This is a genomic window from Treponema pectinovorum, assembly GCF_900497595.1.
GTDB classification, from domain to species: Bacteria; Spirochaetota; Spirochaetia; order Treponematales; family Treponemataceae; genus Treponema_D; species Treponema_D pectinovorum.
Window position 1 is genome coordinate 158,885 of the sequence record NZ_UFQO01000002.1, and the last position, 23,181, is coordinate 182,065.

The window sequence follows — 23,181 nt, forward strand, 5'->3', positions numbered from 1 at the left end:
AAATATCAGTTGTTGGATAAAAAAATAGGTCGGCAAATATAGCTGTCCGCTAAAAAGCCGACCAAATTTTTAAGTGAATTTTAATTACTTACTCTGAATAGCTTTGATTATATCCTCATATCCAGCACCATACTGTGCATAAAGAGGAGCCATTGCCTTCTGGAATTTTTCTTTTTCACCAGGCTCCAATTGAGTTATAGTAGAACCACCTGCTCTAACTTTTTCTTCAGATGCTTTTTCTTTTGCAGCCCAAAGTTCACGTTCAACTTTTGCAGACTCAAGAGCACATTCTTTTACGATTTTCTGATCTGCTGGAGAAAGTTTTTCCCAAGTAGCTTTAGAAATCATCTGCATTTCTGGAACACGTGTATGTTCGTCAAGCACGTAGTATTTTGCAACTTCGTAGTGAGAAGTTGATTCGTAAGAAGGCCAGTTATTTTCTGCACCGTCAATTACTCCAGTCTGAAGAGAAGAGTAAACTTCGCCATAAGCCATAGGAGTTGCATTTGCACCAACAGCGTTTACCATTCCCATCATCAACTGAGATTCCTGAACGCGAATCTTCAATCCTTTCAAATCTTCAAGTTTTGTAACTGGGCGTTTAGAGTTGTAGAAGTTGCGAGCACCAGCGTCAAACCAAGAAAGACCAATCAAGTTAGAAGAACTTACGTTTGTAAGGAATTTTTCTCCAAGGTCGCCTTCAAGAACTCTCCACATTTGAGCTGCGTCTTTGTAAAGGTATGGAAGCTGAAGAATATTGAGGGATTTATCAAATTCTGCAAGTGGCGAAAGCGATACACGAGTAAAATCGATTGCTCCAAACTGAAGCTGTTCGATTACAGATTTTTCATCGCCAAGCTGAGCACCATAATAAACGTCGATGTGAATGCGACCGTTTGTTTTTTGTTCAACAAGTTCTGCAAATTTATAAGCAGCCTTTGTTGTAGGGTAATCTTGTGGTTGATTTTCTGCATAGCGAAGAACCATTTTTTCAGGTGCCTTTTTTGAACAGCCTGTCATTCCAACTGCAACTGCGAGAATTGCACAAGAAACAGCAATGAGTGTTTTTTTCATACTTTTATTTCCTCCATATCCACTTAGAATTTTTAAAAGTGGTATACTAATATATTAGATTATGTGGTTCAACTAGAATTCTGTCAAATTCTTTTTATTAAATTTTACAATTTTCTCTAAATTTCGCAAAAAAACTTCATTCAAATATAAAAAATTGTAACAATCTGTTTTACAGAAGTTTTAAAGTGTCGTTTGCATTTTTACCTGCGTCCACTTTTTCTTCTGCACGAATTATCATTCCATTTTCATCTATAAGATAAGTCGTTCGCACAACGCCCATATAGGTTTTGCCATAAAGTTTTTTTTCTTTCCAGACATCATAGGCTTTTATAACAGTCAATTCTGTATCAGAAAGAAGCGTAAACGGAAGTTCATATTTTTCTTCAAACTTTTTATGACTTTGAACGCTATCCTTGCTCACTCCTAAAATCTCAACACCTTTTTCTTTAAAATTAGGATAAAGTTCTGCAAAAGAGCACGCCTGTTTTGTACATCCCGAAGTATTGTCCTTCGGATAAAAATACAAAACAAGACGCTTTCCAGCATATTCAGCAAGTGAATGAATAACGCCATTTTGGTCTGGCAAAGAAAAATCTGGAGCTTTTGTTCCTATATTTAACATAAAATATCCTTAAAATTAATTTTTATATTTTGGCGACTTTTTGCTGTCGCAAAAAACAAGCTTTTCAGGGTTCGCCGTCTAACCGCGGCTCATTCGACGGGACTACTAATCGTAGTCCCTTACGAACTGGCTACGCCAGCCCTTCCAATCTTTGTCGCACACGGAAGTGCGACCTATAACCATAATCGACAGTTTTGCAAAAAACTGTCCGTTCAAGAAAACACGGACGTTTTTCTTGAACAACAATCTTTGTCGCACATAAACACTCAATCTAAAATTTATATAGATATTTTCTCAAAAAATCTTATTTATTTTTTAAAATATCTCTTATTTCTTCAAGCAAAAGCGTTTCATCAGATTTTACAGGTGCTGCTGGTGGCTCAACGGTTTCTGTTTCTTTCTTCTTAAACCGTTCAAAAAGTCTAATCACGATAAAAATACAGATTGCAACGATTATAAAATCAATAACCGTCTGAATAAAATTTCCGTATTTTATTTCGACTTCGCCTATTTTTAGAGTCAAATTAGCAAAATTAATTTTTCCCAAAATCAATCCTAAAAATGGCATAACAATGTCATTCACAAGGCTGCTTACTATTTTTCCAAACGCACCGCCGATTATAACACCAACGGCCATATCAACGACATTTCCTCTGGAAATAAATTTTTTAAAAGCACCAAATTCTTTTGTCGCAGAATTAAATCCATCTTTTAAATTTTTCATATCTTCCCTCCAAAATAAAAGTTTATAAAAAAGTATACCATTAAATTTTTGCCACACAAGCAATGAATTTTATATACAATTTTTTCTGCAAGATTTATAAAAATTGATAGACAAAAACAACAAACGGAATCGACAATACAGAAACTATTGTTGTCATTATTGTCACATTTGATGCAAAAGTGCAGTCCCAGCCTTTTTCTGCCAAAAGCAATAGAGGGAGACTTCCTACAGGCATTGCAAACATCAAAAGTCCTAAGAATTTTAATTCTTCCTTTATAGGCAAATATTTTATGCCGATTGCACACACAACAGGAATAATGAACATTTTTACGAATACAAAAATCCAGTTTCGCTTCAATTTTAATATTCCAAAGAGACTTTTTTCTTCGCCTAAAGTTATGCCTATCATAAAAAGCGCTAAAGGAACGCAACTTGCACCAAAATATTGAACAGATTCTTCTACAATCAGTGGCATTCTTATATTTAAAAAGAAAAGCGTTATCGCAACAACTGCACCTACAGTTCCAATAGAAAAAATGCCTTTTAAATTTGCAAGTTTAAAACCCTTTTTTGTGCTCGTTAAAGAAATTCCGTAAGTGTAAAAAACTATGTTGTAGACAAGATTGTATATTGCATTGTAGATAACATATTTGTCGCCTAAGACATTTTTTATTACAGGAAGCCCAATAAAGCCCAAATTTGAAAATATGAACATCAAATTTAATGTAACTCTGTCTGACTTTTCTTTTTGAGTGCGCGATGCAAACGCTCCAATGATGATGAATATTGCAAACATCGCTATTGCCATTGCAAAAGAAACAAAAACACTCGTGTAATCTCTTTCTTCATGATTTGTTATTACGCTGGAAATTAAAAGTGCAGGATTAAAGATATTTACAACCAAAAACGAAAGGAATTTTTTATTTGTTTCATTAACTTTTCCTATTCGCTGGCAGACAAATCCTCCCATAACGAGTATCAAAATTACTACCATCTGCTGTAAAACTACAAAATGATTCATACAGTTTTTCTCCTAAAAATCGGTAATCTAATAAATACAAACAGAAGTTGAGAAAGCATTGCACACCAAATAAGCGGTTCGCACAAAATAACGCCCCAACTTCCAATTCTTGGAATTATCAAATATGTAAAAAATACCTTCCCCAAAAATTCTATAAGGCTAGAAATCAGCGGAAGCAATTTTTTCCCCAACCCTTGCAACGCATTTCTTGTTATTAAAAGTCCTCCAAGAACCAAGTAAAAAGGAATCGTAAAAAATATATATTTTGAAGCATAATCGATTATCGTTTGATTTTGGGAGCCTGTCATAAATTCTATTAGAGGAACCACGACAAAACGTGCAGGTAAGATTAAAATTAAAGTCCATATTCCTGTTATAAAAATTGCAATTTTTACACCTTTTTTTATGCGTTCAATTTGATTTGCACCAAAATTTTGAGAAACAAAAGTAGAAACAGAAAATCCCAAAGTTACTACTGGAATATTTGTTAAACTAAAAACTTTTCGAGCACAAAGATGACCTGCAATTATCATTGCATCTAAAGAATTTATCGCGGTCTGAAGAATTACTGTTCCTGTGTGTACTATTGAGCCCATCAGCGCCATAGAAAGCCCCTGCCCAATTAAATCTTTGTACAATTTTTTATCTGGCAAAAAATGTCTTGCCGACGGAACCAATATTTTTGCTTTAAAAAAAATATAAATCAAACAAAGCAAAGCAGATACAAATTGGCTCAAAACAGTAGCAATGGCAGCACCTTTTATTCCTCCAGTCTGCTTTATAAAAATTATGTCTAAAATAACGTTTAATATTGAAGAAAAAATCAAAAATATAAGAGGGACAACAGAGTTTCCAATCGCTCGAAGCATTCCTGCAAAAAGATTGTAAGCAAAAAGCACACCACAAAAAAACGTTATTACAGAAATATATGAATATGCTTCTTCCAAATGTTCGGCAGGCGTTTTTAATAAAATCATCATTGGCTTTAACCATATCTGACAGATAACCATTATAAGAATTGTTATCCCAAAGGTTATAAAAAGTGATGCAGCAGTTATTTTTTTTAAAGATTCATAATTGCCTGCTCCATAAGCCCTTGCTGCAACGATGCTCAATCCGTTCCCAAAGCCTATTCCAAATCCAGTCAAAAGTTCATAAAGAGCGGCACACGCACCAATAGCAACTAAAGAATTTTCATCAAGAAGGCGACCTATTATTACAGTATCCGCAGCATTATAAAGTTGCTGAAAAATATAGGAAACCAAGAGAGGAAGAGTAAAAAGAATTATAGATTTAAAAATGTTTCCTTTTATTAAATCTATTTGTGCAAAACCTTTAATTGAAGCCATTCTCTCTGTTATATAGTTTTAAACAAAAAATGTCACCGAAAAAAACAAATCATTCTTCGGTGACATAAAAAATCTATTCAACGCTGCCTAGCGTAATCAACTTCCCACTCTTCCTGTCAAAAAGCATTATTCCTTCACCTACAAAATCAAAATTTTGATGGCTTCCAATAGTAAATGTTGTTCCGCCAAATACAACTCCAGTTAAAAGAAAATTTCCTGTGCTGATTTTTATCGTAGATTCCATACCGGTAGGCATTGCTCCACTTATTTCGCCCTCGAATTTAGCATTTTTTTCTAATTTTATAAATTCAGGACGAACCGCAAGGATAAAATCTCCCTTATCTAAAGGCACTTCTTTTGTGGCATAAACCGATTCTTCATCAACTACTTTTGCTATGTGATATTTAAAAACTTCATCTTTATTCGCTTTTTCAACATAACCTTTTTGTTTAGAAGCTTCTTCTAATTCTTTTTGTGCAAGCAAAGAATTCTTTTCGCGTTCTTCATACCATTTTTCAAGATTAAATGATTTTGAAGGTTTAAATACCAAATCCTTTTCACCAAAAACCTTTAACTTAATTTCATCGCCTTCTTGTTGACCTTTTGCTTCTATAAAGTTAATAGAAGGATTTCCGACAAAATCTGCTACGAAGAGATTTTTTGGTCTGTTATAAACATCCAATGGAGCATCGTACTGTTGCAAAACACCATTGTTCATAAGACAGATTTTTGTTGCAAGCGTCATCGCTTCCATTTGGTCATGCGTTACATAAACAAAGGTGCTTCCAGTTTCTATATGCAAACGCTGAAGTTCATATCGCATTTCGAGTCTGAGTTTTGCATCGAGATTGGAAAGTGGTTCATCCATAAACAAAACTTTTGGCTCTGGGGCAAGCGTTCTAGCAATCGCAACTCTCTGCTGCTGTCCTCCACTCAATTCCGAAGGATAGCGATCCATAAACATTCCAATTTTTACAACACGACTTACACGGCGAACTGCAAGATCTATTTCTTCCTGCGTGAGTTTTCGCAATTTTTTTATCTTCGCTCCATTTTGAATTAGAGCAAAATCATCATTCAGTGAAAGTCCTTTTTCAAGATAAGATGAAGTAATTTTTTCAATCTTTGCTTCGTATTCTTTGCACAATTCTTCCGCTTTTTTTGAAGGAAATTCTTCTTCATGCAAATTCATTTTGAATATTTTTTTTGCAGTGAACATCGAAATTGTAAAAGTATCTATCAGTTTTAAAAGAATCTTGTCTTCATCAATTTTCCCGTCTTTATCTCGACAGTTGTTTATCAATTCAACAACTTCAACAGAACTTTTTAAGATTTCGACAATCTGCTCGCTCACCTTTGCTTCAAAATCATAGATTGGTAATTCCTGTTTTATGTTTCCAAGACCAAAAGCAATATTTTTATAAACCGTCATATTTGGCCAAAGCGCATAATTCTGGAACAAGAAACCAACTCTTCTGTCGTTGGCTGGAATATTTATCCCTTTTTCGCTGTCAAAAACAACAGTGTCGCCTATTTCGATTTTACCGCTGGTTGGAGTTTCCAGCCCCGCAATCATTCTTAAAGTAGTTGTTTTTCCACAGCCAGAAGGTCCTAAAAGAGTAACAAAAGCGTTATCTTCTATAACCATGCTTAAATTATCAACACCAAAAAATTTTCCCCAACGTTTTGTAACATTTGTAAGTTTTATCTGTGGCATTAGTTACCTCCTACGCCCTTATCTATGCTTGCACCAGTAAGTTTGTTTACGAGCGCGTTAAAAAATAAAATAGTAATAATCAAAATTAAGTTCATTCCGCTTGAAAAAGCGTACAATCCCATTTCGTCAAAATAATCCATTGCCGTTGTCATAATTTTGAACTGGTCGCACAGCAACATAAAGAGCGTTAACTCTCTTAAACAGGTCATAAAAGGCAACAAAAATCCAGAAAGAATCGAATTTTTTTGTATTGGAATTATAATGCCGAACATTCGCTTAAACCACGGAATATTATGGATTATAGCGGATTCTTCAATTTCGCCAGAAAGTTGCAGCATCGAATTGAGCGAACTTCTGCTGGCAAAAGGAATGTATTTTACGGTTCCAACCAAAATCAATATTAAAAATGTTCCGCCAATAGAAAGCGCTTTTCCAAAAATCAAATATGCAACACCAACAGAAAGCGAAGGCATTAAATAAGGAAGAAAAGCAACGGAATTTACATAAGAAGCTCCTTTGCTTCTTCTATTTTTGCTGACTGCATAACCTACAAAAGTTCCGATAGTTCCTGCACATAAAGAACAGCAAACCGCTACAAAAAGCTGACCAAAAAATGATTTTTTTATCTGCACGTTGTATAACATTCCAAGTTGACCAAAAAGACCATATTCGCCCAAAGTGTCGGAAGTTGTCCACCACTTTGTTGTCAGCATGCTCATATCTCCAGTCTTTAAGAAACTATAATCGCCTGGGTTTGGTAAAAATGTTTCTATAGCAAACGAAATAATTGGATAAATGCTTGTAAACAAAGTTAAAACCACAAATATCAAAGCGATAAAATACTTGCCAAAACTTCCAAGGTTCGACTTAGTTATTTGACCGGATTTTCCTGTTACTGTTGTAAAACTTTGACGACCAGAGGTGCTCCTTTGATTTAACAAAAGAATTGCAATTCCAAAAATCATCATCATTACAGCGATAACGCTCGCCTGTCCTGCTCTTGCAGAACTGAGTCCAACATATTTTGTCGAAAGTGTTTCCAAATTTAAATAATGAGGAACAGGATAACTTCCCATTGCACTTCCAAAAACCAAAAGAATTGTAGAGAGCACAGCAGGTTTTACAAGAGGAATAGTTACATTTAACATGGTTTTCCATTTTGGTGTGTTCAAAATGGTTGCCGCTTCCTCAAGGTTTGCATCCATATTCCTGAAAATTCCGCCTATCAAAATATAGGCAAACGCTGCATAGTGAAGTCCCAATACCAATGCAGACGGAAAAAGCCCCTGACACCACCAGCCAGGCATGTGTAAATTAAAAAGACTCGCTAAAAGTCCGTCAGAGCCACCAGTTACAGCGTTGCTGTTAAAAGCGTTTCTCCAAACCATCGCTAAAGTCCACTGTGGCATAATATAAGGAAAAATAAAAATCGCACTAAGGTATTTTTTTAATTTCATATTAGTGCGAGTAATCAAATAAGCAAAAAATCCTCCATAAACGATTGCTATAAAACAGGTAAAAACCGAAAGGAGAATCGTATTGAGCATAGGTTTCCAAAGGTTTGCCTTTGCAAGATTTCCTGCAATAAGATCTTTCCAGTTATATAAAGTTATTTGCCCTTCTTTTAAACCAGTTTTTAAAGAATCAACAGTTCCTGCATGAACTGCGATTGTGTCCTGCAAAAGATACAGAATTGGGGCAATCGTAGTTATAGACAAAACTATTCCACAAAGTAGAAGAATAACGTTCTGTGGTTTATTAAAAAAGGTTTTTACCTTATTTAACTTAAGTTGAACTTTTAAATTTGTATCGGCCATCTTAGAAACCTCCAAATAAAAACACCACGAGCCGTATTTGACCCGCGATGTTTTTATATGCCCTGCAATTTACTTGCGATTAGAACGAACTATATCAATCCAGTCGCCCAAGTCTACAGAAACCATAGCGCAGTATTTTGGATCTTCAAGTACGAGTTCGCCACCATTTTCAGCAGTCCACCAATCATATCCTCTGTCATTTTTTGCAGTGAATTCTGTTCCGCCAGCTTTGCTATGATTGAATTTTGCTTCGTTTTGAACAGCAAGAACAGGATTAGCAGAATATCCACCCATGTCTTTTCCCCATGCAGCAAAACCGTCCAATTTTGTAACCATGAAAGAGATAAATGCACATGCAGTCCAAGGATAAGGAGAAGAATCCAGTACTTCCAAGTAGTGACAATATCCGTATCCGCCAATTCCTGCATAACCATTTTCATAAGCAGCAACAGAAATATTTTTTACAGATGCATCAGCAGTTTCTGCAACTGAGCGAAGTTTTGAATAAACGATTAAAGCAAATTCATCTGCAGCAGATTTTTTTACAACACTATTGCAGATTGGACCATCATCTGTTTCTTCGTTATAGTTTTCAACCCAAAGTTTTACAAAAGCAAGTCCGTATTTTGCATTTTTGCTTTCAAGGCCAAAATTCTTTGCAAGTTTTTCGCATTCGTTAATAGTTTCAGTATAGAGACTCTTTTTGTCAGCAGGAAGTTTATCAAAAGCGTTTTTGAGCCAAGTTGAATACTTATCTGCGGTAAGCATATAAAGGAAGTTTTTTCCTACAAGTTCAGAGTTTACACCCATAAAAAGACCGTGTTTTCCAGGTGCAACAAAATCCCAGCAGTTTGAAAATTTAGCACCGTTAACATTGTTGTACATAAAAACTTTATTCAAAGTCTGCAAAGGAAGAAGTTCTGGATAGTCTTTTTTTGCCAATTTATTTGCTTCTGCCCATTCTTTTGGAATAAATGTACGAAGAACGCCAGTATCCATCATTTTGCTCTGAATCTGATTACCGTCCTGAATGAGTGTCATAAAATATTCAGGTTTTGCACTTTTATAGTCAACATTAAGAGTTGTAAATATTGAGTTATTTTTTGGCTGAGACCATTCAATTTTTCCGCCATAAGAAGAATCTACAGACTGAAGATACTTTATAAAAGCTGCACCAGCAGTTTTTCCACGGCTCGAATTACCAATACCCTTAAGAGTTGCAGATTTTGACTCTTCAATTGCCTTTTTACACAATTCGTCAAAGCTCATATTCTCTGCCTGAGCAATTATTTCCTGTACAGCAGATTTTTTTGCAGTAGATTTATTGCAAGAAACAAACCCCACAGTTACAAGAGCTCCCGCTAGAAGAATTAGCAAAGATTTTTTCATAAAATTACCTCCTTTTTACAAAAACCAACGTTTTGTTTTTATAATTTTATTATTTAGTAATTTTGAGACAGTTTTTTTTAACTGTCAAATTTAGAATATATTTAATTCAATCTTTTAAGCTTTCGCGAGCAAAGTCTAATTTTTTTCTATATTAGAATCCAAATAAGGAAGTTTATTTTAATAATTGAAAGTATTTTCCTACAAAAAATATTTCGATTTAACAAGTCAGGTTGTTCCTGTTGCAGGAAAGTCTTCTGGACTTGGAGTTCAGATAGCAAAGGAACTATAAAATCAAGGAGAAACGGTTAATATAGGATAATTTGGGCGGCTTTTGTTCCATTGCATTCCGCAAAAACAGGCTTTGCGTGGTTCCGCTAACGCTGCATTGGCTTACGCCAACGGCTTTGCCGCCACTCCAATCCTTGCCGCTCACGGATGTACACCCACAACCGATATTGACAGTTTTCGTAAGAAAACTGTCGCTTAAAGAAAAACACGGATGTTTTTATTTTACCAAAATACACTAAAAGTAAGACGTGTTATAAATTATTTCTTTTTAAGTCCAGGCAATTCGTCATACATCGCATTAAACAAACCTGTTAAATAGTTTTTATCATCTATATTATCTACAAGAAGCATTTGTTTTGCACCGTCGTATGGCTTTTCATACGCGCTGTTCTGCATATAATCCATTGCAGATTTTATCGGTTTTACAAGAAATCGGTTATCGTAAATACCGCCAACAATTTTTCCACGATAATAGATAATGTACCCACCCATCATTGCACGGTATGTTATTCCTTTAAGGTCGGATAACTGCTCTAATATAAATTGTAAGTATTCTTTAGTTGATGCCATATTAAAAACTCCTCGCCTGCGTTAGGGATTGTAGGGGTGGCGTAGCCATTGGCTTAAGCCAATGCAGCGTTAGCGGAACCCCGAAAAGCCCGCCGTCTGAGAGTTTTGCAAGCAAAGCGGCAAAAATCTCAGCGAACGCCCAGATAAGTTTATTTATCCTAATCACCCATTTACTCATCCATTTCTACAAGACGTTTTACAACATTAATTTTTCGCATTGTCAAAACGGCTCCTAGTTTTCGCTCAAGATAGGTGTTGTTCAAAACTTTTTTTGAGGCTTCGCGCGGAAGATACATATAAAGACAGTGATTTCCCGCTGCAAAAAGTTCAGCACCAAAGTCGATTTGCAAAATAGCATTGAGTTTTAGCAAATCAATTTTATCATTCGTAAAAACAAGATGAATCCTCGAAGCATCAAGAAATTTTTCGAATGGACATTCGTTTATGGCATTTTCCAACTGCCCTTTTTTCTTTATTATAACAGATAGATTAGCCCCTATTTTTTCTAAAATAATGTCGTGTATGAGTTTTTGTACTTGTGCTTCGTCTTTCTCCGTTGAAAAAATAATATTTCCGCTTTGAATGTAAGTTTTGACCGAGCTTAAGCCCGAATTTTCAAGAATTTCTGCACAGTAAGACATCTTTTGAATACTATTTCTTCCAGTTGGAGTTACGCCCCTTAACAACGCAATCAATTTATATCACCCCTCTGAAGCAATCGCTGGCTTTGTCACATTTATACTCTTTTTTACTTCCTTAATTTTTGATGAATGAGTTAATATATAAAGAATGTCGTTTTCTTTGAGTTTAGTATCTCCTTTTGGAAAAATAATTTGCCCATCGCGAACAATAGAACTTATTAAAACATCCTTATCAAAATTGAGTTCAGAGATTTTTTTATCGATATTTGCAGATTTTTCATCGACTGTAACTTCAAACATATCAATTTCGCTCGACTTTAACGAGTGAAGTTCAACTGTGTGTGGCGAATCAACCTTGCGCTTTTCTGTAAACTTAAACAATTTTGAAAGCGGAGCAAGCGTCATTCCCTGAATAAGACAAGACAAAAATACCGCAAAGAAAATTGTATCAAAAATAAAACCATTGCTGTCTATTCCTGCTGCCATTGGATAAGTTGCCAGTACAATAGGAACTGCACCTTTTATACCGCCCCACATCAAAAATGTTTTTTCTTTGAGTGAGTATTTAAAAGGGATTGTGGAAATAAGGACTGCAAAAGGGCGAGCAACGAACATCATAACCGCGACAATTATTAAAGCGTCTTTCCATATATTCACAAAACGATGAGGAAACGCCAAAAGTCCAAGCATTATGAACAGCGCCATATTAAAAATCGTAGAAATGCTTTCTAAAAAACTTGTAACATATCTTTTCGCCGGGAACTGCGAATTTCCAAGCCAGTAGCCCATAAAAAACACAGAAATTATTCCGTTCGCCCCTAATAAATCAGAAAGTCCATAAGTTAGCAAAATGCATCCTATTAAAAGCACGCTGTAATCTCCGCGAGAATCAGAATTGAGCCTATCGAACATAAAATGCGACACTCTGAAGCAGACGTATCCCACAAGAACTCCGCCAGCAAACTGCCACAAAAGTTTTATGATTGCCAAAAAAGGTGAACTAAAAGATCCAGTCGCAATCTGAATAAATGTTATAGTCAGAATAATTGCCATAGGGTCGTTAGCTGCGGACTCAATATTGAGAGTTGTCGCCAAATTCTTTTTTATGGGATTCGCCTTTGTAATCATAAAAACAGCGGCGGCGTCGGTCGAAGAAATAATAGAAGAAATTACAAGCGAATAAACAAGGTCAAAATTAAAGATAAAGTGAATCGCTAATCCTAAAATTCCTGCCGTCAGCGCAACACCAAAAGTCGCGAGCGTTAAAGACGGACCTGCAACGCTGGTGAACGCTTTTTTTGTAATTCTAAATCCGCCGTCAAAAATAATAAAAATCAAAAGAATATCAGCAACTCGTTTTGTTAAATCCGCATTGTCAAAATAAAAAAGATTGAGTACATCGCTTCCCACGACGACACCAATCAGAATAAACCCAATCAGGAGCGGAAGCCCAAATTTTGAACTAAGTTTTGTGGAAATAATCGCAAGAATAATCAAAAAAGAGATTAGCAAAGTCATTTTATCCCTCGCAAAAAATTATAAAGTTCGCCTGGCAAACTAAAACACAAAGCGATATATAAACACAATTTTTAGCATATAGATAAAATAAATTCTATTGATAGACAGCAGATATAAAGGCTATAAAAGCAAAGTAAAATGAGTTTTTTTGGGGCGACTTTTGCTCCATTACATTGCGCAAAAACAGGCTTTGCGTGGTTCCGCTATCGCTGCATCGTCCTCGTCGCTACGCTCCTGCGGTCGACGGCTGTGTACACGGATGTACACCTACAAACAATGTTGACAGTTTTATAAAAACTGTCGCTTAAAGAAAAACACGGATGTTTTTCTTTAGGCACAATCCTTGCAGCGTTAGGGATTGTAGGGGTGAGCGCAGCGAAAACACACCGCAGGTGTGGTCGTAGGCAAAAGCCGTAGCCCCGTAAAGCCCGCCGTCACGAGTTTTGATAGCGGAGCAAGAAAAACTCGTGAAGCAAAACAAAGTTTTGCGCCGAACGCCCAAATTATATCTACAAAGCCATCACAAAAGTTCCAATTCCGATTAAAACGCAGCCGATAAAAGATTTTGCGGTAAATTGCTCCTGCAAAAATATGAGCGCTAAAACCCAGGTAATTACAATGCTTAATTTATCGACAGGAGCAACTTTTGAAACTTCACCCATTTGCAAAGCTTTGTAATAACATAGCCACGACGCTCCTGTCGCAAGTCCGGACAATATCAAAAAGAGCCAGCTTTTTTTCCCGATTTCTGCCAAACCGCTTTGAGCATGAGTTAAAAACACCATTCCCCAAGCCATCAAAACAACTACAACCGTGCGAATGGCCGTCGCAAGATTTGAATTGACGGAATCTATTCCCACCTTTGCCAAAATCGATGTAAGTGCCGCAAACACAGCGGATAAAATTGCAAATAACAGCCACATGGTAATAGCCTCTCAAAAATCACCGTTCCGTCATATATCTTTCGATTTCTTCCGCGCTCAATTTGCGGACTTGCGTTTTTGGATATTCTTTATAACATCCAACCTTAAAAACGCTTTCCATTCCATCGCATTTTTTGTCGCGATTTTTTTTGAGAAATGAAAGCAACTCTTCGTCATCCTTAAAAATTTTGTACGAAAGTCGGCCTTTGTCCGTTTCGATTTCATAAATTCCGCAGGATTTTTTTGTAGTGTAGTCTGCCGTCCTAAGATAGAGTTTCGCGATTTCCAATGATTTAAAAGGGAAGTTCCAGCGTTGAAGTCCTCGCTTTTCGTCGTGTTCAATGCAGATGCAGCGCCCACAAGTTCCGCAAATGTATTGAGTATGATTTTGCAAACACTCCAGCGGATTTAGCAACGGAGTTATACGATTTTTTTGTGAATAACATTCTTCACACATCAGATAATCCTTCTCAAATTTTTTGTTGATAATCACAACGCACGATTCTGCAATTTTGATTATGTTATTTATTCTTTGTTTTTACAAAAAAGAATTTCAAAACCAGCAATATCAATAAAATCCAGATTATCAAAACAGGAATTGCAAAGTACCATTTTTTATGTTTACCTTCCTGCCAAAATTTTTGTGATTGTTTTCTGCTGCATTCCAAAACTTCGCTCGGAATAAACTTTACGGTCAATGCAATAAGTATTGGCAAAATTATTATATCATCAAAATATCCAACAACTGGAATAAAATCTGGTATTAAATCTATTGGAGAAAATGCGTATGCAAGTGTAAGCGCTGCAAGTAACTTTGCAAAAATGGGAGTTTTCTTGTCTTTTAGAGCCAAAAATATAGCAGGCAGTCGTACAGGAGGTACGACCTACAAACGATATTGACAGTTTTCGTAAGAAAACTGTCTGTTTCAAGAAAACACGGAAGTTTTCTTGAAACGCCAACCCCTGCCGCGTTAGGGTCTACTTGTAGCCCCGAATCCCGCCTGCGAGCTTACAGCGTAAGGGATTGTAGGGGTGAGCGCAGCGAAAACACGCCACAGGCGTGGTCGTAGGCGAATGCCGTAGCCCCGTAAAGCCCGCCGCCTGACAGTTTTGCAAGCAAAGCGGTCAAAACTCTCAGGCGAACGCCCAGATTATTCAAGTTTGGATTGTAATTCGGCTGGCTAAAATTCTAAAGAATAGATAATCAATCACAAAATATCAAATAGGAAATTCAAAACTTGCGGGAAGAGGCATTTTTCTTATATAATTAAGCATCTTGGGGATATAGCTCAGTTGGTAGAGCGTGTGGTTCGCAATCATAAGGTCACCGGTTCGACTCCGGCTATCTCCACTTTTGTCTAAAAACTCGACTTTCCTTTCTGTGTACAAAGCCTCTTTTTAATGATAAATTATTTTATCTTTATTTTTAGAGGTACAAAATGAGCAAAATCGCTATAAGAATCAATCCAGCAGACATTGTTGCAGTTGCACTCCAGCCTTTAGCAAAGGGAACTTCTGTTTCTCTTGAAGCTATGGAAAACGCTCCTGCACTTACTGTAACGCTCAAAGAGGACATTGTTCCTGGTCATAAATTTGCTCTTCGCAATATAAAAAAAGATGAACCTATAATAAAATACGGTTATCCGATCGGTGCAGCTTCTCAGAATATTGAAGAGGGTGCACATGTTCACTCGCACAATATTCACACTCTTCTTTCTGAAAAATTTGAATATTCATACAACGAAAAAGCGGCAAAAACTGCTTACGAAAATTGGTTTAAAGAAACTGAATCTTTACGCAAAAATATTCCAACCGTAAATGTTTATAAACGCCCAGATGGTCGCGTTGGAAGCCGAAACGAAATTTGGATTGTTCCACTTGTTGGCTGCGTCAATAAAATTTCTGAAACTCTTACAGCATGGGCAAACGGCAAATTCCTTGGTGGCGAACCTGGTCCAAATGTTGAAGGCGGCCTTGAAGGCGTATTTACCTGGACTCATCCTTATGGTTGTTCGCAGATGGGTGGCGACAAAGAAACAACTGCTAAAATTCTTGCCGATTTAGTTCATCATCCTAATGCAGGAGGCGTCTTAGTTGTTTCGCTCGGTTGTGAAGAAAACAATATTCCATATTTCAAAGAATTTTTGGGCGAATATGATGAAAACCGCGTAAAATTTATGACTTCTCAACTTTGCGATGACGAACTTGAAGAAGGAAAAAAACTCATAACAGAACTTGTTGACTATGTTAAGGATTTTAAACGAGAACCTGCTCCGCTTTCTGAAGTTGTTTTGGGTATGAAGTGTGGAGGTTCTGACGGTATGTCTGGAATAACTGCAAATGCTCTTATAGGGCGAGTTTGCGACGCTTTAACTGGAATGGGTGGAAAAGTAATGTTGACAGAAGTTCCAGAAATGTTTGGCGCAGAGCAAATGTTGATGAACAGAGCGGTTAATAAAGAAGTTTTTGAAAAAACCGTCGACCTTATAAACAACTTTAAAGACTATTACACAAAACACGATCAAGTTTGCTACGAAAATCCATCTCCTGGAAACAAAGCAGGCGGAATTACAACTTTGGAAGATAAATCGTTGGGTTGTGTTCAAAAAGGTGGAAAAGCTCCAGTTATGGGCGTTCTAAAATACGGCGAAAGAATTAAAGAAAAGGGACTTTCGCTTTTGGAAGGACCCGGAAACGACATTGTTTCGACTACGGATTTAGCTTCTGCTGGTGCAAACATAATTCTTTTCTCTACAGGGCGAGGAACTCCACTTGGCTCTCCAGTTCCTACAATTAAAATTGCAACAAACCATCCGCTTGCAGAAAAAAAATCTAACTGGATTGATTTTGATGCAGCAAGGCTCTTAGACGAACCAAGCGATGAAGTTAGAGATTCTCTTTTGCAGCAGATTTGCGATGTCGTTTCTGGAAGACTTATGGCTAAAAACGAAAAAAATAACTATCGAGAAATTGCAATTTTTAAAGATGGCGTAACTCTGTAAAATACATTTAAAACAAAAAAATAAAATCACCGCTTTTTGAATATGGGATTCCTATAAGTTCAAGAGGCGGTTTTTTGTTTATAGATGCTTATCACGCTTTGTAAAAAAATTATTCTTCGTTATTGTCATATAAATATTTTTCTATAGTTGCATTTAAATCGATTTTTCTGCATTCATCGCTAATTTCAATTTCTTTTGCAAATCGTAAGTAATATAAAAAACAGCGAATTTTTTCGGGTTGCACACCATACATCTGGGAAACAGCCTGTGCATAAGAAGCGAGTTGAACATAGTAAAGTTCAGGTTTTATATCCTGATTTGTCTTATAATCAACAATCACAAAGTCGCCATTTTCATCTTTAAAAACTAAATCTATCGTTCCGTTTACAATTTTATCTCCAATCCGGCTTCTAAAAGATTCTTCTGCTCTATGCCAAACAGAATTTATCGCCTTTTTCCCAATTTGCGAATTTTTAAATTCTTCTTTCATTTTTATGCAGGCTTCTTCAATTATCAGCAAGTCTTCGCGGTTACCGTCAAGATGGGTTATATCTTTATTGCTGTAAGGAATTTTGTCTTCTGTTTTATTTATTGCGCTTTCCATATATGCGTGCGCAATCGTTCCAAAATCGTTATACCCAAAATTTTTGTGCCTTTGACTTTCGACAATTTCGTTTATTTGCGCATAGGGCAGATTTTTTATATCGCTTGTATTTTCTTCAAATTCTTCTTTATAAAGTTTGCTCGGAGAAAGATGAATCTTTTCTACGATTTCTTTTTTTAACAACTGCGAATTTTCATAGGGATTTTTGTTCCTGAGTCCTTTTACAAATTTAGTTTTTTCGCTTGAAATATTTTTTCTTCCGCTTTCAATAAAAATCTCGCTTCGTGGATATTGCGGAATATACTCGATTTCTGTAAACGGAGAAAAAACTTTGTTTTCATCTTCTTGATAAAAATCGACTATTGGCGAAAGACAATCGTAAATGCTCAAGATTTTTCCTTCGTTCCCTGGCAAATACTTATGACTCTTATCCCAGCCTTTTTTTGAATATTTGCCGTTTGTTATAAAAACTTCATCGATGGCACGAGTGAGTGCAACATAAGTCAGACGGCGCATTTCTGCACTCTGCATTGCATAATTTTCTTCCTTTGCATATTCAAAGAAAAAATTTTTTGCAGAATCGCTAAAAGTTTCGCACAAGGGACTATTTACGGTAATTCCAAAATCGCGGCTTAAATAAATTGGCATATCATTTTTTGAATATCCTTTTGAATTTTGAGTGTTGCAGACAAAAACGATTTTAAATTCAAGACCCTTGCTCTTGTGAATCGACATTATGTGAACGCCATCTGATTTTTCAAGCGGAATATTTATTTCTAACGAAGAATTTTCCTCGCTATATGAATCTAAACTGTCTACAAAACTTGCAAGATTCAAATTTGCTTCATCTGCTTGCCTGGAAAGTTCAAAAAGCAAATCGTAGAGTTTTCCGTAATTTTCTACAGATTTATTCCACATAGTTTCAAAGCGATATCCGCCTTCATACCAAAGCAGAGAAATTGTTTTTGCAAGCGAATTTTCTTTGGAAAAATTTTTTACTCGTTCAAAAAAAATCGATGCTTGTCTAAATCTTAAAAGCGAATCTTCTTCTAAAAGATTTTCACTTTCGTTTGCAAAGGGTTCTAAATTTTGTGATAAAACCGCTTCACTTTCCTGCAAAGAAAGGTTTACAAAAGGTGAACGCAAAACCTGTGCATAAGCGAGTCTATCTTTTGGATAAGCACACAAACGCAGATACGAAGTTATATCGCAAACTGGACCGTCAGAAAAAAATCCCTTTATATTTTCAGTATTATACGGAATTCCGTGAGCCAAAAATGTACGCTCAAAAACTGCCTGATGCGAATACGTATTCATCAATATCACTATATCAGACGGATTTATTCCATTTTCAATTTTTTCTTTTATTTTTAAAGCAACCCATTGCGCTTCTGCACTTTCTTTAAAGAGTGAATTTTCTTCCTGCTCTTCATCTTTCTCAAAAAACGCAAGGTGAATCCGCTTTTCTTTTATCGTCTTATCTTTATAGTCTGGAATGCAAACATTGTGATAAATCGCTTCATAACTTGGAATCTCCACATTGATTTGCGTTTCTTTATAAAAAACTGAGGGTAAATTTTCGCTGCATTTTGTATTGTTCAGAGGATATTTTTCTCCACCAAAAATCGTGTTAAAAGCGGCTATAAGCTCAGGGTGCGAGCGATGATTTGTCGCCATTTCGAGTTTTCCGTCTTGAAAATCCTTTGTAAGATTGTTGAATACTTCTACATCTGCTCCACGAAATTTATAAATACTCTGTTTTTCATCGCCAACAAAAAATAACTTGTCCGGCAAAATTTCTGCGATTGAAGGAACGCCTTTTTCCTGTCGTTCAATTTTTTCTGCAAGGAGAAAAAGCATATCCCGCTGGTCTTTGTTGTTATCCTGAAATTCATCAATCATTATCGCTTTGTATTTTTTCTTTTCCAAAAGTCTAATTTCAGGATGTTCACGCAAAATACAGAGAGCCATATTGGAAATGTCCGAAAAAGTAAGGCAATTCAAAGAACGTTTTGTTTCCATAACAATCTGCTGAAATTCTTGCAGGAGAGGAATCAATTCGTTTACAAAAGGAATTCCGTAAATGTAGTTAAAAAGCGAAATCAGATATGAAAGATTTTTTCGCAATTCGTCAACCAGACAGGAAAATTCTTTTCCTCCCTTTGTATTTCCTGCCTTTGGATACTTAAATTGAGTTAAACTAAAAACATATTTTTCCAGCGTAAAATTTTTATCTGATATTTCATCTTGATAATTTTTATCTTTTAACTGCTGTGCAGAAATGAATATTGCTTCTGGAATTTCTGTAGAATTTTTTATTTTAAGGTAAGCTTGAAAAAAATTTGTTTCCCGATTTCCTTCAAATTCATCTTCAAATCTTTCTGCTTCTTCAAGAAGCCCGTGTATCGACTGAACCGTTTTTTCCCATTCAATTTCAATTTTTTTATACTGCTTTTCCAAATCGCCATAAAAATCTATGGGCTCTGCAATTTTTGATTTTTTTAAAATTGGTTCTACAAATAAATCTTCTGCAATCTGTTCATAATCCTGAATTTTTACAAAATGCTTTATTGCAGGATTTTCCCTGTGCTCCAAAATAAACGGCAGCGCTTTTTCCCTTACCTGAGCAAAAACTTTTTTTTCGTCTTGCGTAAAATCCGGACTAATTCCATAAAATCTGGAACCGAGTTTTGCGACACTGTTACAATAACTATCCAAAGTTTTTATATTTGCTTTATAAAACAGAGCCGCTTGTTCAGGAGCCTCGTTTTTTAGAACCTTGTAAATCCTTTCGGACATTTCAACAGTCGCTTTTTTTGTAAAAGTTAAAGTCAAAATTTCGTCCACTGAATAATTAAATTTTTTGACCAGATTTAGAAATCGTTGCGAAAGAACGGTTGTTTTCCCAGAGCCTGCGCCAGCGGCAACCACAGTATTTTTTATGCTTTCTATAGCTCTCTGCTGTTCTGGCAGAGGACTCCTTTTTTTCTCTTCGTTCATTTTTTTTCCTGCTATCTATTCGCCTTTTGCTACATTAAATGTTTTTCTGCAAATTGTTCTGTAATCGCACGCTGAACACTTTGTAAAAGTCTGAATTTTATCATTCAATCTAAAATCGCCATCTTTTATTCGGTTTACAAAATTAAAAGAGGCTTGTTTGGTCTTTTCAATCGTTGCTCTAAAATCATCGTAGTTAAAAATTTCTTCCCGATTTTTTCCTGCACGACCTGCAATTTCTTTTCCAAAAACTGGAACACAGACTGCATTTGAAATATCAAAAAAAGCAGCATTTTCGACCTTTATTGGTTTTTCCTGATTTTCCAAAAGGAAAACATATAGTGGCATTTGAAAATCCGGTAAATCTTGTTCTTCTAACGCAATTTCTTTTTCATCATTTTCGTTTTGAGGAATTTCGTAAAACAAATTTTCAGGAATTGCATATTTCGAATTTTTAAAATCTACAAGATAATACTGCTCGTTTGCTGCATCTTTTAAAAGACAGTCGATTTTTCCCATAAAGCTATAATCCTTGCCTTCCTCAGAAAAATAAAAACTGCCTTCTGTTTTTTCAACAAAACAACCGTTAAAAACTGTACAAAAATGTGTTACAAACTTAAAAATAACATCGCTTATCGTCTGTTTTGTCGTGTTCAAAAGCTGTTTTTTTAAATAACTACTTTCGCCGTTTTCGCAGGAATTTATCGCTTCGTCAATTGAAATTTTCAGCATTTTAGCAAATTCTGGCGAAAGAGCATTCTCTTCAATTTTTAATTGAATTCTATCTTTTAAAAGCTTTTTACAAAAACACTCGAGTATTTTGTGATATAAATTTCCGCTGGCATATTGGTCAATCAACTCTCCAGCATTTTCTTGCTTTTTAAGATTCAAGATTTTTTCAAAAAAATAAATTCTTGGACAAGAATAAAATTTTTTCAAACCCGTCGCAGAAATATGAAGTTTTTTTTGTTTTCCATTTTTATCATTACCAAAAGTAATATCGCTTAGAGCAAGAATAGATTTTTCCTGAGGACTCGCCTGTGTTTTTTGAATTTTGAGCCAATTAAAAAAACTTTCACTTTGAATTTGCGTAATCACTTTAGGAAATTCTATTTTTTCGCCACAAAACCATTTTTTCTCTGCGTTATAAGGATTTTCTGGAAAAAGTTTTTCTTCATCATCAATTTTATCTAAATCAACTTCTCTTAAATAACTTACCGCCTGCGAATAACCGTCTAAAGTTCGCTTTGAACAGGAAAATTGAACTTGCTCGCCAACGCTGTTCATAAGATAAAGCCAAATATATTTATCTGAAACATTTGTTTCATCTCTTTTTAAAAGACGAGTTCTTTTTTCATCATTTAAAAATGAAAGTTCTTTATACGCAACATTTAAGGAATTCTGGCTTGAATCTACGACAAAATGGCACGAAAAAGGTGCACAGGCCGCAGTTTTATAAGGATAAATCTGAACACCACCTTCTTCTGCCTGTTCAAGATATTTTACATCCGACAAAAAATCGACAAAAAAATCAAAAGGACAAGGAACAATACATTCTTCGTATTTTCCTTCTAAATCGATTATTGCCCCCAATTCGCTTATGCAGCGGCTCAATATGTTGTTTGTTTTTTGACTGCAAAGGTTCATATCAAAAAATTGAGTTCTAAACGAAAAATAATTTTCGCGAACTTGAGCAAAAGTCTTTGCGCTTTTAAAAAGCTCCAGCGATTTTTTTAATTTATTGTAAAAACTTTCAACAATTTCTTCTGGACGATTTTCTTTAAAAGATTCTTTCCATATATCAATATTTTTCCCTTCATATTTAAAACTGCATATACAGTGATTTTCTCTTCCGTATTGAACCAATTTTTCACCCAAATCGCCAGTTTTCCACGGAAGCTCATTGTTCAAAAGAAAATTTTTTATAGATTCATAAGCGTTTTGACTTTCCGCACATTCTTTTATTTGTCTAAAAAGGCAGCCAGCTCCAGTTGCGTCCAATGCTCTTGAAAATCTCATAACATGAGGAATTTCCATCAGTTCAAATTCGCGGTCAATATAAGGCCCAAAAAGTTCTAAATCTGGAACGCTAACAGCAATCTGCGACCAGGGAACTCCTTTTTTTCTATTTAGGATAGAAATCTCGCTCGCCAAATTTTTTATTTCAACCCGTGAATTATTAAAAACTTTTACTCCGCCCAAAATTTTTTCTTCATCAGAAACTCTAACTATTTTTATGAATTCCGTTGAATTCTCCAAAATCGAGCGATATTCTTCCCAATCGGAATTTATCTCTGGAAAAAAAATCACATATTTTTTGCCATTATTTTTAAAAGGCGGACGTTCCCACGCAGGATCAAAAAGATTGTACTTATCCAAAAATGCTTTATATCTTTTATAAAGTTCTTCAAGGTCAAAATCTTCTAAATCTTTAGCACCACCATTTTTCTCAGAAAATTCTTTCCACAATCCCAAAGAAGGTAAAATCGATGCGAGCCAATTTGTAAAACTCGAAGCTGTCTTTGCAAATTCTTGTGGAATTAAATTTTTAAAAAAAGGATTTTTAGCATTTTCTTGAATTACCAACGAAGCAAAAATAGAACGCATCGTTGCAGGAATAGACTCTTTGCCTTGATTTTCACCACGAACCGCCTGCGCTTTAAATTTGTCCCATGCGAGAAATCTTTCCATGCTCACTGCGGAACAGTCGCTTGTAAAAATTATCCTATCTGCCCACATCGAAGCGGAAATTTCTGTCGGAAAAACGAAAATACAATTTTCATCCCTTATGTTTTCCCTCAGATTTTTTTCAATTAAATTTTCTTGCATTTTTATCTCGTTATAAAAAAATTATATCACGAAAAAATAATTTATTATTTGCACAAATAAGTTTTGAATTTTCATTTGAGATTTACTGCCAAAACT

17 protein-coding genes and 1 tRNA gene are annotated in these 23,181 nt (G+C 35.6%); 2 read left to right on the forward strand and 16 right to left on the reverse strand.

Annotation, left to right across the window (positions count from 1 at the left end; genetic code table 11):
• Positions 1 to 84 precede the first annotated feature (84 nt).
• The 14 genes from FXX65_RS03070 to FXX65_RS03135 form a co-directional block, all read right to left on the reverse strand.
• Complete coding sequence (locus FXX65_RS03070) at positions 85 to 1,074, reverse strand: TRAP transporter substrate-binding protein (protein WP_147613393.1); 990 nt, start codon at positions 1,072 to 1,074, stop codon at positions 85 to 87.
• Between the two features lie 169 nt (positions 1,075 to 1,243).
• A complete protein-coding gene (gene bcp / locus FXX65_RS03075) occupies positions 1,244 to 1,696 on the reverse strand; it encodes a thioredoxin-dependent thiol peroxidase (RefSeq protein ID WP_147615039.1) in 453 nt (150 codons plus the stop codon).
• A gap of 304 nt (positions 1,697 to 2,000) precedes the next feature.
• Positions 2,001 to 2,420: a large-conductance mechanosensitive channel protein MscL gene (gene mscL / locus FXX65_RS03080; protein WP_147613395.1), complete on the reverse strand. Its 420-nt coding sequence runs from the start codon at positions 2,418 to 2,420 to the stop codon at positions 2,001 to 2,003.
• A gap of 94 nt (positions 2,421 to 2,514) precedes the next feature.
• The gene (locus FXX65_RS03085) at positions 2,515 to 3,441 is read right to left on the reverse strand and encodes an AEC family transporter (protein ID WP_147613396.1); all 927 of its coding nucleotides are present in this window, start codon (positions 3,439 to 3,441) and stop codon (positions 2,515 to 2,517) included.
• Complete coding sequence (locus FXX65_RS03090; RefSeq protein ID WP_147615040.1) at positions 3,438 to 4,790, reverse strand: MATE family efflux transporter; 1,353 nt, start codon at positions 4,788 to 4,790, stop codon at positions 3,438 to 3,440. The genes FXX65_RS03085 and FXX65_RS03090 overlap by 4 nt, the downstream gene beginning before the upstream one ends.
• Before the next feature lie 73 nt (positions 4,791 to 4,863).
• Positions 4,864 to 6,507: an ABC transporter ATP-binding protein gene (locus FXX65_RS09815; protein ID WP_147615041.1), complete on the reverse strand. Its 1,644-nt coding sequence runs from the start codon at positions 6,505 to 6,507 to the stop codon at positions 4,864 to 4,866.
• Complete coding sequence (locus FXX65_RS03100) at positions 6,507 to 8,324, reverse strand: ABC transporter permease (RefSeq protein WP_147615042.1); 1,818 nt, start codon at positions 8,322 to 8,324, stop codon at positions 6,507 to 6,509. Before FXX65_RS03100 ends, FXX65_RS09815 begins: the two co-directional genes overlap by 1 nt.
• Before the next feature lie 69 nt (positions 8,325 to 8,393).
• Positions 8,394 to 9,713, reverse strand: coding sequence for a hypothetical protein (locus FXX65_RS03105; RefSeq protein ID WP_147615043.1), 1,320 nt, complete (start codon positions 9,711 to 9,713; stop codon positions 8,394 to 8,396).
• 546 nt (positions 9,714 to 10,259) lie between these two features.
• Positions 10,260 to 10,571, reverse strand: coding sequence for a TfoX/Sxy family protein (locus FXX65_RS03110; RefSeq protein WP_147615044.1), 312 nt, complete (start codon positions 10,569 to 10,571; stop codon positions 10,260 to 10,262).
• A 170-nt stretch (positions 10,572 to 10,741) separates the two neighbouring features.
• Positions 10,742 to 11,266: a DUF1697 domain-containing protein gene (locus FXX65_RS03115; RefSeq protein WP_147615045.1), complete on the reverse strand. Its 525-nt coding sequence runs from the start codon at positions 11,264 to 11,266 to the stop codon at positions 10,742 to 10,744.
• Positions 11,267 to 11,272: 6 nt separating this feature from the next.
• Positions 11,273 to 12,730: a potassium/proton antiporter gene (locus FXX65_RS03120; protein ID WP_147615046.1), complete on the reverse strand. Its 1,458-nt coding sequence runs from the start codon at positions 12,728 to 12,730 to the stop codon at positions 11,273 to 11,275.
• A gap of 509 nt (positions 12,731 to 13,239) precedes the next feature.
• Entirely contained in the window at positions 13,240 to 13,653 is a 414-nt protein-coding gene (locus FXX65_RS03125; protein WP_147615047.1) for an EamA family transporter, read from the reverse strand.
• 19 nt (positions 13,654 to 13,672) lie between these two features.
• Entirely contained in the window at positions 13,673 to 14,110 is a 438-nt protein-coding gene (locus tag FXX65_RS03130) for a hypothetical protein (protein WP_147615048.1), read from the reverse strand.
• A 64-nt stretch (positions 14,111 to 14,174) separates the two neighbouring features.
• Positions 14,175 to 14,504, reverse strand: coding sequence for a YkvA family protein (locus FXX65_RS03135; RefSeq protein ID WP_222704215.1), 330 nt, complete (start codon positions 14,502 to 14,504; stop codon positions 14,175 to 14,177).
• Between the two features lie 427 nt (positions 14,505 to 14,931).
• Here FXX65_RS03135 and FXX65_RS03140 point away from each other — a divergent pair.
• A tRNA-Ala gene (locus tag FXX65_RS03140) sits at positions 14,932 to 15,004 on the forward strand.
• Between the two features lie 88 nt (positions 15,005 to 15,092).
• Complete coding sequence (locus FXX65_RS03145; protein WP_147615050.1) at positions 15,093 to 16,655, forward strand: UxaA family hydrolase; 1,563 nt, start codon at positions 15,093 to 15,095, stop codon at positions 16,653 to 16,655.
• A gap of 109 nt (positions 16,656 to 16,764) precedes the next feature.
• On the opposite strand, the gene FXX65_RS03150 is transcribed toward FXX65_RS03145, so the two are convergent.
• Together FXX65_RS03150 and FXX65_RS03155 are read right to left on the reverse strand one after the other, a co-directional pair.
• Positions 16,765 to 20,259 (reverse strand): UvrD-helicase domain-containing protein, encoded by a 3,495-nt coding sequence (locus FXX65_RS03150; RefSeq protein ID WP_147615051.1) that lies wholly within the window; start codon positions 20,257 to 20,259, stop codon positions 16,765 to 16,767.
• A 15-nt stretch (positions 20,260 to 20,274) separates the two neighbouring features.
• A complete protein-coding gene (locus tag FXX65_RS03155) occupies positions 20,275 to 23,085 on the reverse strand; it encodes a PD-(D/E)XK nuclease family protein (protein WP_147615052.1) in 2,811 nt (936 codons plus the stop codon).
• Positions 23,086 to 23,181 lie beyond the last annotated feature (96 nt).

Coding starts and splice junctions, on each gene's coding strand:
- FXX65_RS03070 (WP_147613393.1), bottom strand. CDS start 1,074: ATGAAAAAAACACTCATTGCTGTTTCTTGTGCAATTCTCGCAGTTGCA.
- bcp (WP_147615039.1), bottom strand. CDS start 1,696: ATGTTAAATATAGGAACAAAAGCTCCAGATTTTTCTTTGCCAGACCAA.
- mscL (WP_147613395.1), bottom strand. CDS start 2,420: ATGAAAAATTTAAAAGATGGATTTAATTCTGCGACAAAAGAATTTGGT.
- FXX65_RS03085 (WP_147613396.1), bottom strand. CDS start 3,441: ATGAATCATTTTGTAGTTTTACAGCAGATGGTAGTAATTTTGATACTC.
- FXX65_RS03090 (WP_147615040.1), bottom strand. CDS start 4,790: ATGGCTTCAATTAAAGGTTTTGCACAAATAGATTTAATAAAAGGAAAC.
- FXX65_RS09815 (WP_147615041.1), bottom strand. CDS start 6,507: ATGCCACAGATAAAACTTACAAATGTTACAAAACGTTGGGGAAAATTT.
- FXX65_RS03100 (WP_147615042.1), bottom strand. CDS start 8,324: ATGGCCGATACAAATTTAAAAGTTCAACTTAAGTTAAATAAGGTAAAA.
- FXX65_RS03105 (WP_147615043.1), bottom strand. CDS start 9,713: ATGAAAAAATCTTTGCTAATTCTTCTAGCGGGAGCTCTTGTAACTGTG.
- FXX65_RS03110 (WP_147615044.1), bottom strand. CDS start 10,571: ATGGCATCAACTAAAGAATACTTACAATTTATATTAGAGCAGTTATCC.
- FXX65_RS03120 (WP_147615046.1), bottom strand. CDS start 12,730: ATGACTTTGCTAATCTCTTTTTTGATTATTCTTGCGATTATTTCCACA.
- FXX65_RS03125 (WP_147615047.1), bottom strand. CDS start 13,653: ATGTGGCTGTTATTTGCAATTTTATCCGCTGTGTTTGCGGCACTTACA.
- FXX65_RS03130 (WP_147615048.1), bottom strand. CDS start 14,110: ATGTGTGAAGAATGTTATTCACAAAAAAATCGTATAACTCCGTTGCTA.
- FXX65_RS03145 (WP_147615050.1), top strand. CDS start 15,093: ATGAGCAAAATCGCTATAAGAATCAATCCAGCAGACATTGTTGCAGTT.
- FXX65_RS03150 (WP_147615051.1), bottom strand. CDS start 20,259: ATGAACGAAGAGAAAAAAAGGAGTCCTCTGCCAGAACAGCAGAGAGCT.
- FXX65_RS03155 (WP_147615052.1), bottom strand. CDS start 23,085: ATGCAAGAAAATTTAATTGAAAAAAATCTGAGGGAAAACATAAGGGAT.